Origin of the sequence: Pontibacter locisalis (genome assembly GCF_042684605.1) — a bacterium.
In the GTDB taxonomy this organism is placed as follows: Bacteria; Bacteroidota; Bacteroidia; order Cytophagales; family Hymenobacteraceae; genus Pontibacter; species Pontibacter locisalis.
The window spans coordinates 15,053-27,980 of record NZ_JBHULU010000015.1; the positions used below are offsets into that span (position 1 = coordinate 15,053).

Sequence of the window (12,928 nt, forward strand, 5' to 3'; positions counted from 1 at the left end):
CTTTGCTATTTTACAGCCGCAGGTAATTAGAACAGCACAGATACCTGTGTTCTTCCGGTGTGTACTGCCCCTATTCCATTAGCTTTGCGGCCATCATAGTTCAAGGAAATATTCAGTCCATTGCTCAGGCGTTGCTGCACATTCAGAGACCATGTAAGGTTGTTTCCAGGGCGCAGTGCATTTAAAATCTCATACCCCACATAGGAATTAGGCTCACCTGTGTATTCTATGTTGATCAGGCGGAAGTTACCTGACACTGTACGTTTGCCAACCTGGCTTAACCTTGCTTCTAATCCGAGTTCATTAAATGTTGCCTCCTGCTTTTCATCCGATGGGGCTAGGTCATTGTCTCGTAAAGCTAGCTGGTAAGTACCCGTAAAGCGGATTTTTGTGCTGGGCTGATAAGATAGCTCCGGCGTTAGCTCCTTTGATACAATTTGAAAGTTTTTGGAGGTTAAAAAATCTGAACGGTGCTCACGTATAGCATAAACCGCCTGAAACTGTGTACTCATCACCTCATTTAGGTTGAGCCTGCCTGCAAGCGTGTGGCTTCCTATATTACGGGTATCGGTACCGTTAGCTAAAAGCGCCTTCTGTTGGTTTTGCTGTAAGGTATACTCTAACCCGTAGCGAGGGTTACTTCGATTATAATATACCGTATTCCGTAGCGACTTCGCTAATGAAATAAGGAATTCATCTTCGAAGTCTTCACTAAATGGATTGAAACGATTTACCAGATCATCATTGGTAATTTTCTTATCGATGCTGATAAAGCTTAGCATCGAGAACTTCGAGGCCAGACCTTTGATGCCTTCCTTCCCACGCCACGAACGAGGTGTGGTACTATTCAAGCGATAGGAGAAGTGATTAGTGAAAGCATTAACATATTCGTCTGTTGGCAGGAAAATTTTAATATACCGCCGCTGATCTACAGTTTGAGCCTCCAGATAATCATTTAGTTCATTTGGGTTACCGCCCTCACGCAGGTAGTGTGTACCTTGTCCTGGCAAAGTTTCTCTAAAAATAAAAACACGCTTCAGTTCCCGTCCTGTACCCACGGCATAACTCATCTCTGATCGAAAACTTCCTTCCAGTAATCCGGCATTCCAGTCTATTCGCGACTGTACTGTCTCCTCATTTCTGCCTGCAGCCAACTCTAGCTTCCGGTAAGTGGCCTGCACTGCCAGATCGCTATCTGGGCCAAGCAGCGTTTGAAGTACGGCATTATACGTCTGCCCAATCTCAGGCAGCCCCAGATCGCCGTTACCTGTTGGCCGTAAGTCTTTACGATAGCTATAGTCTACACGGAATTTGGTGCGTGCGGTGTCGCTGCTTTCTACATACACCAGGTGCTCCTCAAAGTACATAGCCGATCCTGTTATTGAATCGGTAGCAAGTGCCTTTACCTTATTTTTATCGAACCGGTAAAGGTAGCCCGGTGCAAAACCATTGAAGTTATACTTTACGCCAACATCACCCCGGTACCATTCCGATTTACGCTGTCCTTGTTCGCTGTTCAGTACAAAAAAATTATTGCGAAGCTCTACACGCCCTAACCTTTTCCATGCATCCAGGTAATGCTGCACTCCACTTAATTGGTCTTCGCGGCTCCGACGACTAATACGGTAATTGAAAAAGTTGGCCGCATCTTTTGCTGCTCCTACAGAGAAATTGAAAATATGATCTTCTGCGTTAGGCAATATAGTTGGTAAGCTCCAGTCACGATCAAATTCTATAGGCCGGTACCGATCGATAGGCACAAAAAATTCATCTGTATACTCGTAGTTAAGGGTGCTGTTTAACTTGTAGTCTCCTAACAGCGCTACTTCCCTGTTCACTACATTGTACCCTATTCGTGCACCCTTTCCCTTGTTATCTTTGGAGTGGAGATCAGAAAAGCGGTTTACATCATTTTCTGAAAAGGCTCCTTCTACAAACACGTCTATCCCCTGATCTACTTCATAGCTACTCCCCACCGTTATCAGCTGCTTTTTACGGGGAGTTGGAAGTACGCGCACCGGTGCAAAGTTTCCACGGGAAACCCCATCTGCCGGAGCTATCCACCTGTATACCCTACCATTCACAGGGTCATTGGCAGCTATATAATTTCCTTGATTTAAGCCTACCTCTGTAAAGCGCACATTATAAAAGGCGGAGTCTGGATCTGTGGAATATACATAAATGGTAGCCATCTCCTGCCCATTGTTATAAATGGTATCTCGCTTGGCATACAGTACCTGACTGGGGTCAAAGGCAACGCTATCAGCACCCGGAGTTACAGCTAATTGCAGGCTATCACCAATGCTGGCAAGCAGGCGCTTCTGCTCATCCCGCAGATCCAGGTTTATCAAGTTATTAGGGTTGTCTGATTCGTTATAGTAGTTGCCGTATACTTTTAACTTACCCAGGCTTTGGTAGTGATTTAGTGTATAGATACCACGGCTATAATTCTGGTCAGAATATTCGAAATCAACTTTAATGCGGGTATTCTTTGTGATTACATGCCTTGTCGTGAAAGTAATCTCCGCCTGATTGTAGTCGATCACATAATCATAGTCGTAACCTCTTACCAGTAGTTTACCATCCAGGAATACCCGCTCTGAATTTGCCAGCACAATTATAAAGCGTTCATTATTGGGGCCACGCAGGCGGTAAGGCCCCAGCACACCCTCCAATGCCTGGATAGTCTGGGAGGCGAACTTTCCTTTCGAAACAGAAGCTGCCACAGATGTTATCCCCTGATTATCGGGGCTGCTGCCAAAAACTGTTTCAAAAGCCCCTCCTTGCACATTCTTGTAATACTGCAGAAAATAAGATGGCTTATTCCGAAGCACTACATCCCCTGCAGTTAACTGCCAGCGTTTATGATTCAGCGTGATGTACACTCTATCAAATTCCTGCAACTGCTGTGTATTACCTTCCGGCTGAAAAGGAATGTTTTGATCTGTTATTGCAGCGGTAATACCTATATACTCTGTTAGCTTTCCATCTAGCTGAAGGTTTAAAGCAGAGTTAACAAACACATTCTGCGTATTCCCAAAGGATATACCCCGCGAGATACTTCCTGTCTTGTTAAGGCCGGGGGTACTAAAAATCTCCTCCTTTGTACTGATGTCCTCCTGATAGAAGCCTTTCTGGAAAGAGGTCATCTCAAGTTTAGTAATATCGCGCCGGAAAGCTGGTTTGGTAAGATTCAACGGCATTACTCTAAAGCAGACCAGTACGGAGTCCGGTACAGGAGCTTTTGTACCTAAGGAATCTATTACAACTGAATCCGGTGCAGGAAAACTGGTAAGCTTAAACTCATTCCTGGAGAAATTGTAATCGAAGCTAAACTGCTCTTTAAGAGGATGGTAAAATGTTACTGTTTCAGGTGAAAGAGTTAGTGTGTCTAAAACGTGAGGCTGGCTGTTAGCTTGAATCCACTTACAGCGCTGGTTACTAAAGGAAGATTGAGCAAAAAGCGGCACACTCAACCATAACAGCGCAATTAACAACAGCCATCCTCTACTTTTCATGGCTTTGCCAGTGGTAAAGAAATATAAAACGTAGTCCCTCTTCCATCCTCTGATTCGAACCACAACCGGCCGCCTGCGTTTTCAATTCCTCTTTTGGCCACAGCCAACCCTATGCCAGAGCCCGTATACTTGGTGCTGAAGTTAGGAATAAATACTTTATTCCTGATTTCCTCTGGTATGCCACTGCCATTATCTTTAATGGATATCAGTACAGAGTTATCCGGCTGTACTTGTAGCCCTATTTTAATCTGGGGCTTTCGGGATGCCGGCACCGCCTGAATAGCATTCAACAACAGGTTGTTGAACGTTCGTACCATCAGATTCTCATCAGCAATTACACACACTTCCTCCTTTTCAATAGTAGTGTGTACTACGGCTGTAGCCGGATCATTATGCAAGTCAGCTGATTTACGCAGGGCAGCGGAAACGTTAATCAGCTCCTGCTTGGGCTCAGGCATAGTGGTAAAGCTGGAAAAAGAGGTGGCAATATCACTTAATATGTTTATCTGGGTAATAAGAGTATGTGATATCTTCTCAATCAGTTGCTCTGTATTTGGCTTTTTCTCAGAGATGGCCTTCTGAAGGTACTGTAAAGACAACTTCATTGGAGTAAGCGGGTTCTTAATCTCATGCGCTACCTGCCGGGCCATTTCTCTCCAAGCTGCTTCTTTCTCACGCATAGCCAAGTCTTCCTTATTTTGCTCTAACGTAAGTAGCATTCGGTTGTATTCGTTTACCAGCATTCCGATTTCGTCTGCCCCTTCGTAAGCTAACATTTCGTTTTTCCCAGTCAGTGAGGTACGTTTCAACTTATCCGCCAACATACGCAAGGGAACTGTAAGTGCCCGTGAAGCAAAAAAAGTGAGCACCATGAACATGATGAACATCACTGTAAAAATGTTCATGGTGGTCGTAAACAATTCAATCAGTTTCAAATCAAGTTCTTTTTCCGAATCAAAGAAAGGTATGCCTACAAAGCCAGATAAAGATGACAGGTCGTTATTTACCCGAAGCGGCAGATATACAGCATTAAATGATAAGTTACCGGCATGTTCTTCCAACAACACACGAAGCGCCTGTCGCTCCGAAATAGCGGCATAGGCCTGCGGATTTATCAGTTTGGACAACAAGCCTGTATCAAATATAAAAGGTTGGCTTGTAGTAATAAGAACTCCATCGCGATCATACAGGTTTATGTCTGTTTCAGAAATGGTAGCAATCTCAGAAACACGCTTTTGCAGTTCGCTCTTGTTTTCCAGTACTCCTGTACCTATAACTGAATTTAAATTCTCCTGTATTGCTTTTCCCCGTTGCTCATAGGTAGTCATTAAGTCCTTTTTGTAGGATGCCGTTACAAGACTGGTTATAGCAACACTAATCAGGAGCAGGGGTAACAGTATTCCGAAGTTAAGGAACACCTGTATCTTGGTACTAAAATTAGGTCTGAATTCCCGGACATACCTTGGCCGGAACAACAGGGTCAGCAGTCCGAAACCTACGAACCCCAAGACGTACACCAGGAACAGGAATGAAAAGTTAGATAGTATCTCCTTTACACTGTATTTCTCATTTGTTACAACAAGCACTTTGTCCTTCCCAGCCTTCACACCAAAGTGGTGAAAATCATCCTGGTTATGCCCTTCATCATAGAATTCATTATGGCCGATATGAACTGTATCGAAATTTGTGGCATAGTCATATTCCCCTTCACTATAGCTAAGCTTGCTGTTCTCATAAATAGCAAAGCTCAGCAGATCTGTTCTGAATGGCTGATTATTTTGCTGATCGCTTAGCAGTTCAGGTACTACACTGTGGGGCAGCATCCGCTTTAAATCGAGCTGCAACACTATAGTGCCTTTCATTGAATTACTGATAGGTATATTAATCAACTGTAAATAAGTTCGTGCATTATACCGGCTTGGATCCTTTATTAAGAATAGATTTGCTCTTTCAGTCTGTGTTTCAGGAGTATCATATTTTTCAAGGAGCTCCTGAAGCGTAGCAGCTGTTGTATCAGCACTTTCAAGTGTCCTTCCTTCACTATCAAACAATAACACATTTGTTTCATATTTATCAAAATACTCATTCAAATACTGTTTTGAAATTTTGCGCTTTACAAAGCCCGCATCGATGTACGGGCCCATCATCTTATTCTGAATAAGTTCGTCCTTAGCGATCTTGTCTGCTACTTCTTCAAGCAGATATTCGCCAAGCACATCGTTATCCTGAAGCAGGTTGTTTGCAAAACGCTGTTTATATATTTTTACTTCATCCTGATAGTGAGCATATAAGGAAAAAGCTCCAATTGTAGCACTCATCATCATTACCAGGAAAAAGAACAGGAAAGTCCGGTATGGAAAGCTTGTAGTCTGGTTGCTTTGTGCAGACAAACTTATGATAAGCCAGAATATGCTTCCTGTAAGAACAACAGCCAATAACTCTTGCTCTACAAAGAAGAACAATGCGAATAGCAAAGCAGTAACCAGAGCCAGCATTTTATAATGCCAGCCCTTTGGCACCTTCTTTACTAGAACTGTCACCACCGAACTCAACACATAGGTAAAAAGGCAAAGAGCTATCGTATGAATTAACATCACGACATAGACGATAACTTTATACTTAGTAAAATCTAAGGATAGTGTGATGTCAAGTATTAATGGAGAGTTATGATAGATCCCATGGTAAAACTGGTAAAGGACTGCTAGCAGGAGGTACAGACCTAAGATGCACCACACCAGGTATTCACGAGCTTTCGCTAGTGAGAGTAGCTTAAGCTGAGAAAGAACCTTGTTTTTCCGGAAGAGAAAAAGAGTTACTGCTGCCACTGTAAGCAACAGGAGCATATTAAGGGCTAAATCACCTACTGACGGAGACCAGAACGAGGCTGCATAAAGTTTGGGGTTAAATAACTCCGCCTCTGAGATAGCAAATGGTAAGTCAAAAATAAGCAGACCCAAGCGAAATACCAGCAGAAAAAACAACAATGCAGCCGATGCCTTTCCATACTGCCCTAAATTAGAAAAATGCCTGAAAAGAGATATGCAAAAGAGCACGTAAAAAAAAGCTCCTAATGTTAGAAGGATGAGCTGCAGCTTTTTTGTTTTCGGTATTACCTGTTGCCCATCAAACTCAATAGTAAAAAGAAACTCCTTGTTTGGTCCTCTTACTACCGGGAATCCTGAGCCTGGTTCCAGCTCCAGATTCGCATTCATTCCCTTCAAAATCTCTTCTTCTAGCTGTGGATAAGCTTGTGCCCTTTTGCGTACGTCAGTTTTTAAGGTCGCACAAACATAAATATCATACCCTTTTGCCCTATGCGGAACTACTACAAAAGCCCCTCGTTCATTTGACACAGCCTTTATAGAAGAAATATTACTAAGTATGTCTAAATCAGGAACAACTGCATGATCAGACCAGAAAACAAGTTGGCGGTTTTTATAAATGAAAGTTGGATAATCAGATTGCCGAATTAACTCTGAAAAAAGAAAGTCCTGCCTGTCTAGCACATTACCGAGCTTTACAGCTTCTTTCTCAGCTTTACGGATGCTGTTATGGGTTCTTGCAACAACAGTAGCTAGTTGCTCTGCTTTACTTGCATCCGTACTTAATGAAGGGACATTAAGATGCAAGGCAGCAACTGCCAAGAAGCACATTACCGCAGCAATTAGTAGTATGAGTGGGGTTACCTTCCGTTTCAAAATCTATGATTATCTACGAATTTAAACAAAAACGCAAGATAACCTCTATAGGTACAAACAGAATTCAACGTTTGCTCTAGGTTGAATCATAATCTACACCAGTAAAACAGTAAAGTATCAGGTTGTGGGCATACCTGAACAGCAACGTAATAGAAAGAAGAGTCAATCCAACTTCAGTTGCAAAATAAACTCAGGAAGAAAGATTACTTGTTATTAAATACAGCTATTCCAACCCCAAGCACAATGCCTTCTGATAAACCATAACTGATGTACTTAGCACCCAGGAAAACCCTACTTCTGTTTCATAGTAATGGTAACACAGGGAAACTAGTATGCATTAGGTTAAACTTGCGCAGGTTAAGAAAAGAGTGTGCTAAAAAACACCTTTCCTGCAACGCGGACAACGACATGCAAGAATTGCGCCTAAACCAGAAGTCTTAGGCATTTTTCTTTCTACTATACTTATACCACAATAGCCCAACGGAACCAATCAGTATATAAGGAACTATCATAAGATAAAGTATACCAGTATTCAAACCTGATCCTACTTCAGACTCTGGCTCTTTACTACCAGTACCCACATTAGACTCTACAGTAGCCCTACACATAGCACATTGGCTATAGGCATCGGAACCTGTTAAGGTCATTGTAAGGACCAGACCCAGAATTGTTAAAACTTTATTTACTTTAAGCTTCATGACTATACAACAGTTAAATTAGCTCACTGGTTTCAGGTATAGTAAGGGGAAATCAATAGATAAACCAGCACTCCTGTAACAGCGACATAGAGCCATATCGGGAAGGTCCATCTGGAAATACGACGATGCCTTGCCAATTGGTTTGTTATCCCGAAATATACGGAAAGCAAGACTAGAGGTACAATGGCAATTGCCAACAGAATGTGCGTTAGCAGAATGAAATAATAAAAATATTTCAAAAAGCCCTCTCCCCCAAATATTGTACGCTGTCCCAGAAAATGGTAAGTAACGTAGGAAACAAGGAAAATAGCCGAAAGCCCAAAAGCAGCCAGCATGGCTCCTCTATGTGCTTTAATATTGTTCCTCTTTATGTAATAGTATCCTATAATTAGAGCTACAGCTGTTAATGAATTTAATATCGCATGAAATCCAGGCAAATAGGAAACATCAACATTGGATTGGCCAGACTTTGGCAAAAAGAACAGGATAGCAACAACCACAGGAATGGCAACAGATAATACAGCAATAAGCGTTAAGACTTTCTTGTCACTACCACTTGTAAGTTTTCCATTATTTGCTTTTACTGTACTCATCAAGTAAAACGTTTATTTCTATTATTAACCTATCAACATCTTTTGGATCTGTGCCATCATATATGCCCCTTACCCGCTGTTCCTTATCAACAAGCATAAACTTTTCGCTATGAATAAAATCATCCTGCCCCTCTACCTTCTGTACTGGTAAGTAAAAGCCCTGTTGAGCTAAGGAATATATTTCATCTTTTGGTCCTGTTAATAACATCCATTTTTCAGGGTCAGCCCCATATTGCGCTGCATAATTTTGCAGAACGGCAACAGAATCATGTTCAGGATTAACAGTTATGGAAACAAGCTTTACAGAAGGATTGTTTTTGTAGGCTTCCTGTACCCGTGAGAGTTGAGAAGACATCTTTTTACAGATGCTTGTACAACGGGCAAAAAAGAAATCTGCCACGTAAATAACATCAGAAAGATCTTCGGATTGAGAGATAGTTTCTCCTTGCTGGGAAGTAAGTTTAAAATCAGGAACTCTGTTAAAAACAGTATCTCCCTTTTCATTATATACCACCTCACCGGCATCATCTACTTTTGGAAAATATGTTCTGAGCGAAAAATGATGCTCACCAAAAGTTGAGATGAAAATAAAAACGAAAATAGGCACTAATAGTAGAAGTCCTAATATTAGTGCCTTTACATTACTCATTTCAGTAATTTAATTGAAGTAATTTGTAACAGATTCAAAGTAGTAGCTACCTTCTGATAATAATGCAACCATCAGCCATACTACCAATGCCATTGGTATAAGTATTGACCAGATCAAAGCCTTAGTTTCATGCTTTAAGTGCATGAACTCTGCAACAATATAAAATGCTTTGAAAATGGTTAGAATAATAAAGATAGCATTTCTTAAAGTACCCGCGTCCATAGTAAACGCGAAGACGAATTCAAGTGCCGTTAAAGCAACAAGTATTCCAAAGGTTTTCCAGATTGCCTTTGTTTGTGCTTTAGGTATCTCTCCTGTCTGGTGGAAATCGTTATCGTGATGCGTTGCCATATATTCTGTATGTTTTAAAAGCCTTTCTTATTATTTACAGCGAGGCTCCTTTTACAGTTATTTTATAGTTTAATCTTAATTATATCAGGTAGAAGAATGTAAACACGAATACCCAAACAAGGTCTACAAAGTGCCAGTATAAACCTACTTTCTCTACCATTTCATAGTGGCCACGCTTATGGTAAACACCATTCACAGTATTGATGAAGATCATGATAAGAAGAACAACACCAGAAAACACGTGCGTACCGTGGAAACCTGTTATAAAGAAGAAAAGGTCAGCAAACAATGGCGGGCCATATTGATTGATAGTCAAGTTAGCACCAAAAACTCGCGTACCGTCAGAAAGTATCATACCTTCTTCAGTACCAGTTATAAAGTGAGCCCACTCCCATGCCTGACAGCCCAAGAAGATACTACCAAATAAAATTGTCCAAAGCAACCACTTCTGCACATCATTCTTATCCATACGGTGACCAGCCTCAACAGCTAGTACCATTGTAACAGAACTAAGGATCAAGATCATGGTCATCAAAGCAACGAATGCTAATGGAAGATCCACTCCATGGAATCCAGGGAAAGCATTAAAAACTTTTTCAGGAATCGGCCACCATTGCGTTGAAAATGTGAAAGCTTCCGGCTCACCTGTGTATGGTAAGTGCTTATGACGGGATAAACCATAAACAATTAAGAATGCACCAAATGTGAATGCATCTGACAGCAGGAAAAACCACATCATTAGTTTTCCGTAGCTCGCTTTTAATGGCTCATTACCACCGTCCCATGTACCTGACTTAGGTGCTTCCAGCGTAGTTGAAGTAGACATAGTTTATGTATTGAAAAAAACGTGTTTAGTGATTAATTCTTAAGAAGATGTACAAATATAGCCAAAGTCCGCCTAAAAAGTGCCAATAAATAGTGCACAACTGTATACGGAGCATATTCTTAGAATGAACTTTGTATTTTAAACTGCTAATTAATGTGATTAACAAAAATATGAGCCCAGTGATCAGGTGAAATCCATGCACACCAGTTAAAACATACAGAAATGAACCAGCAGGGTTACTCTGTGCTCCACCAAAGTAAACATTATTCTGAACAAGGTCAGCCCATCCGTTCCACTGACCTACCAGGAAAGCAATACCTAACCCAGCTGTTAGCACAAGCGCAAGCTTTAAATGCTGTAGGTTATCTTTCTTTGCAGATTCATAAGCCCAATGCATAGTAATACTGCTTGCAATAATAATGACAGTATTAATAAGCAAAACGGTAGGCAGGTCAAACTCTAACCAGTTCCCTTCCTCTCTCCTTACAATGTAAGCGCTTGTAAAGGCTGCAAACATCATAATTATACTTATAATAATCAACCACAGCGAAAACTTTAATGGGTGAACGCCCAATGTTGATCTTTGCTCTTCTATTTTATTTTCCACCATCACTAAAGATTAACTTTATCTAAAACAAACGCTATCTGCACGATTGGCAGATACAAAAATGAACCGAACATTATATTCATGGCAGCTTTCTTTGTACAAGTGCGCATGAGGTAAAATGTTTGAGCCAAAAATAAAACTCCGCATACAACTGCAATCATCGCCGAAGTTGCCCCTGTCATGCCAAACTGAAGAGGTAAAAGACTAAGTGGAATCAGCATTAAGGTATAGATCATAATTTGAATTGCTGTCTTCAAATTTTTGCCCCCTGCGGTAGGAAGCATTTTGAATCCAGCCTTCTTATAATCATCATCCAATACCCAAGCAATAGCCCAAAAGTGCGGAAACTGCCAGAAAAACTGAATACCAAATAATATGATCGCTTCTATTTCTATAGCTCCTGTAGCGGCTACCCATCCGATTAATGGTGGCATACCTCCTGGAATAGCACCAACAAATACACAAATGGGATTGATGCGTTTTAAAGGAGTATAGATAAAGCCATACAATACAAGTGACAGTAAAGACAGCGCTGCAGCTAGTGTATTGAAGTATATTCCTAAAAGAAGAGTACCGGCAACACCTAACATGACGCAAAAGACTATTGCCTCTGATAAACTTATCTGCCCAGTGGGCAATGGCCTTTTAGCTGTGCGCTTCATCAACTTGTCCAGGTCTTTTTCCAATACCTGATTGATGATATTAGCGGAGCCTGTTACCAGTAATCCTCCTAACATCACCATAGCAATATCTAGATAGGAGGCACCGGGGTAGCCCAATATAAAACCTATGGCACTAGAAAAAGCTACTGTGAAGCTTAACCTGAACTTAAGGAGCTTGAAAAATGCAGATGCTTTTTGAGCCATAAAAAATTGTAACGACAGTGTCTCTTTACTTTCTGATATCATTAGTTAGAAACTGCTACTGTGTTTCGATATGCCTTACGTGAGGCATAATGATAATGTATTAACAATTGAAACTGCACTCCAAATAAAAGTGCCGCAAAAGTAAGATGTAGAGGTTGTAAGAATGCAGGAATGGCAAAATACGCCATCACAATGCCAAAAACTACTTCTATTGCTACCAATAGGAGCATAGTGTTAGTCATCCTGGTCATTGTTTTATCTTTCAACCTATACAGTAAATATGCCAGGTACACGTGTAAACCTAGTATAAGTATTGAGTAAGAACGATGAATGTAGAAACTGATTCCCAACTCATCTACCCATGCTTCTCTGTTTTCCCCATTCATAGAGAAGGCCACAATATCAACTTCTTCTCTTACTTGAGTACCTAAAAGAATTTGTGCAAAAGTTGTTATGGCAACAATCCAGATAACAATATTGACCTTTCCTGAATATTTAAATCGGCCGGAGAAATTATTTTTTTGGGCTCTGGTAACAGCATACTGCAACATAGCTACAAGCACAAGAGCAAGTGCCATGTGTATAGTTACTGTTACGGGAAGTAAATTAGTGGATACAATTATTGATCCTAACCAACCTTGAAAACCAACTACAATAAAACTTCCTAATGACAGAAAAAATACCGCTTTATCTTCTCGAAGGTAAGGGATTGAAAAAACTAATGTCAGGAAAATAAAAATACCTATCAGTACACCAACTAAGCGATTTAAATATTCTATCCATGTCTTGGTTACATTGAACTCAGTCTCAATATACTGACTCGGATGAGAAAAGATAGACGCGGATAATTTTTCGAATCCCATATTATCAAGGATTCCCGCCAGTCTCTGATTCTTTTCTATTCGCTTTTCTTTGTATACTTCTAGGTAGTCTTCTGGTAATTGGCTAACATCAGTCGGAGGAACCCAACTTCCGAAGCACTTTGGCCAGTCCGGACAACCCATACCTGAACCAGTACTACGAACAATTCCCCCGACTAATATTAGAAAGTATACAGCCAGAACTGTAAGTACTCCAATATATTTAAACCTTTTATACTGAAAAGATTTTACTGACATTAAA

The 12,928-nt window shown here is 40.9% G+C and carries 10 protein-coding genes; all 10 read right to left on the bottom strand.

Features of this window, described 5'->3' with window-relative positions:
- Positions 1-26: 26 nt before the first annotated feature.
- On the bottom strand, positions 27-3,518 hold the full coding sequence (locus ACFSRY_RS10435) for a hypothetical protein (protein WP_377506570.1): 3,492 nt from the start codon (positions 3,516-3,518) through the stop codon (positions 27-29).
- On the bottom strand, positions 3,515-7,216 hold the full coding sequence (locus tag ACFSRY_RS10440; RefSeq protein WP_377506573.1) for a sensor histidine kinase: 3,702 nt from the start codon (positions 7,214-7,216) through the stop codon (positions 3,515-3,517). Before ACFSRY_RS10440 ends, ACFSRY_RS10435 begins: the two co-directional genes overlap by 4 nt.
- A gap of 437 nt (positions 7,217-7,653) precedes the next feature.
- Positions 7,654-7,914, bottom strand: a complete 261-nt coding sequence (locus ACFSRY_RS10445; protein ID WP_377506576.1) for a hypothetical protein — start codon at positions 7,912-7,914, stop codon at positions 7,654-7,656.
- Positions 7,915-7,946: 32 nt separating this feature from the next.
- Complete coding sequence (locus tag ACFSRY_RS10450) at positions 7,947-8,507, bottom strand: DUF420 domain-containing protein (protein WP_377506579.1); 561 nt, start codon at positions 8,505-8,507, stop codon at positions 7,947-7,949.
- Entirely contained in the window at positions 8,485-9,156 is a 672-nt protein-coding gene (locus ACFSRY_RS10455) for an SCO family protein (RefSeq protein ID WP_377506582.1), read from the bottom strand. Before ACFSRY_RS10455 ends, ACFSRY_RS10450 begins: the two co-directional genes overlap by 23 nt.
- A 9-nt stretch (positions 9,157-9,165) precedes the next feature.
- Positions 9,166-9,507 carry a cytochrome C oxidase subunit IV family protein gene (locus ACFSRY_RS10460; protein ID WP_377506585.1) on the bottom strand — a complete coding sequence of 114 codons (342 nt, stop codon included), beginning with the start codon at positions 9,505-9,507 and terminating at the stop codon, positions 9,166-9,168.
- 79 nt (positions 9,508-9,586) lie between these two features.
- Complete coding sequence (locus ACFSRY_RS10465) at positions 9,587-10,333, bottom strand: cytochrome c oxidase subunit 3 (protein ID WP_377506588.1); 747 nt, start codon at positions 10,331-10,333, stop codon at positions 9,587-9,589.
- 25 nt (positions 10,334-10,358) lie between these two features.
- On the bottom strand, positions 10,359-10,943 hold the full coding sequence (locus ACFSRY_RS10470; RefSeq protein ID WP_377506592.1) for a cytochrome c oxidase subunit 3: 585 nt from the start codon (positions 10,941-10,943) through the stop codon (positions 10,359-10,361).
- 2 nt (positions 10,944-10,945) lie between these two features.
- Positions 10,946-11,848 carry a heme o synthase gene (cyoE, locus tag ACFSRY_RS10475; protein ID WP_377506595.1) on the bottom strand — a complete coding sequence of 301 codons (903 nt, stop codon included), beginning with the start codon at positions 11,846-11,848 and terminating at the stop codon, positions 10,946-10,948.
- Positions 11,848-12,924, bottom strand: a complete 1,077-nt coding sequence (locus ACFSRY_RS10480; RefSeq protein WP_377506598.1) for a COX15/CtaA family protein — start codon at positions 12,922-12,924, stop codon at positions 11,848-11,850. Before ACFSRY_RS10480 ends, cyoE begins: the two co-directional genes overlap by 1 nt.
- Positions 12,925-12,928 lie beyond the last annotated feature (4 nt).

Coding starts and splice junctions, on each gene's coding strand:
- ACFSRY_RS10460 (WP_377506585.1), bottom strand. CDS start 9,507: ATGGCAACGCATCACGATAACGATTTCCACCAGACAGGAGAGATACCT.
- ACFSRY_RS10455 (WP_377506582.1), bottom strand. CDS start 9,156: ATGAGTAATGTAAAGGCACTAATATTAGGACTTCTACTATTAGTGCCT.
- cyoE (WP_377506595.1), bottom strand. CDS start 11,848: ATGATATCAGAAAGTAAAGAGACACTGTCGTTACAATTTTTTATGGCT.
- ACFSRY_RS10465 (WP_377506588.1), bottom strand. CDS start 10,333: ATGTCTACTTCAACTACGCTGGAAGCACCTAAGTCAGGTACATGGGAC.
- ACFSRY_RS10450 (WP_377506579.1), bottom strand. CDS start 8,507: ATGAGTACAGTAAAAGCAAATAATGGAAAACTTACAAGTGGTAGTGAC.
- ACFSRY_RS10470 (WP_377506592.1), bottom strand. CDS start 10,943: ATGGTGGAAAATAAAATAGAAGAGCAAAGATCAACATTGGGCGTTCAC.
- ACFSRY_RS10435 (WP_377506570.1), bottom strand. CDS start 3,518: ATGAAAAGTAGAGGATGGCTGTTGTTAATTGCGCTGTTATGGTTGAGT.
- ACFSRY_RS10445 (WP_377506576.1), bottom strand. CDS start 7,914: ATGAAGCTTAAAGTAAATAAAGTTTTAACAATTCTGGGTCTGGTCCTT.
- ACFSRY_RS10480 (WP_377506598.1), bottom strand. CDS start 12,924: ATGTCAGTAAAATCTTTTCAGTATAAAAGGTTTAAATATATTGGAGTA.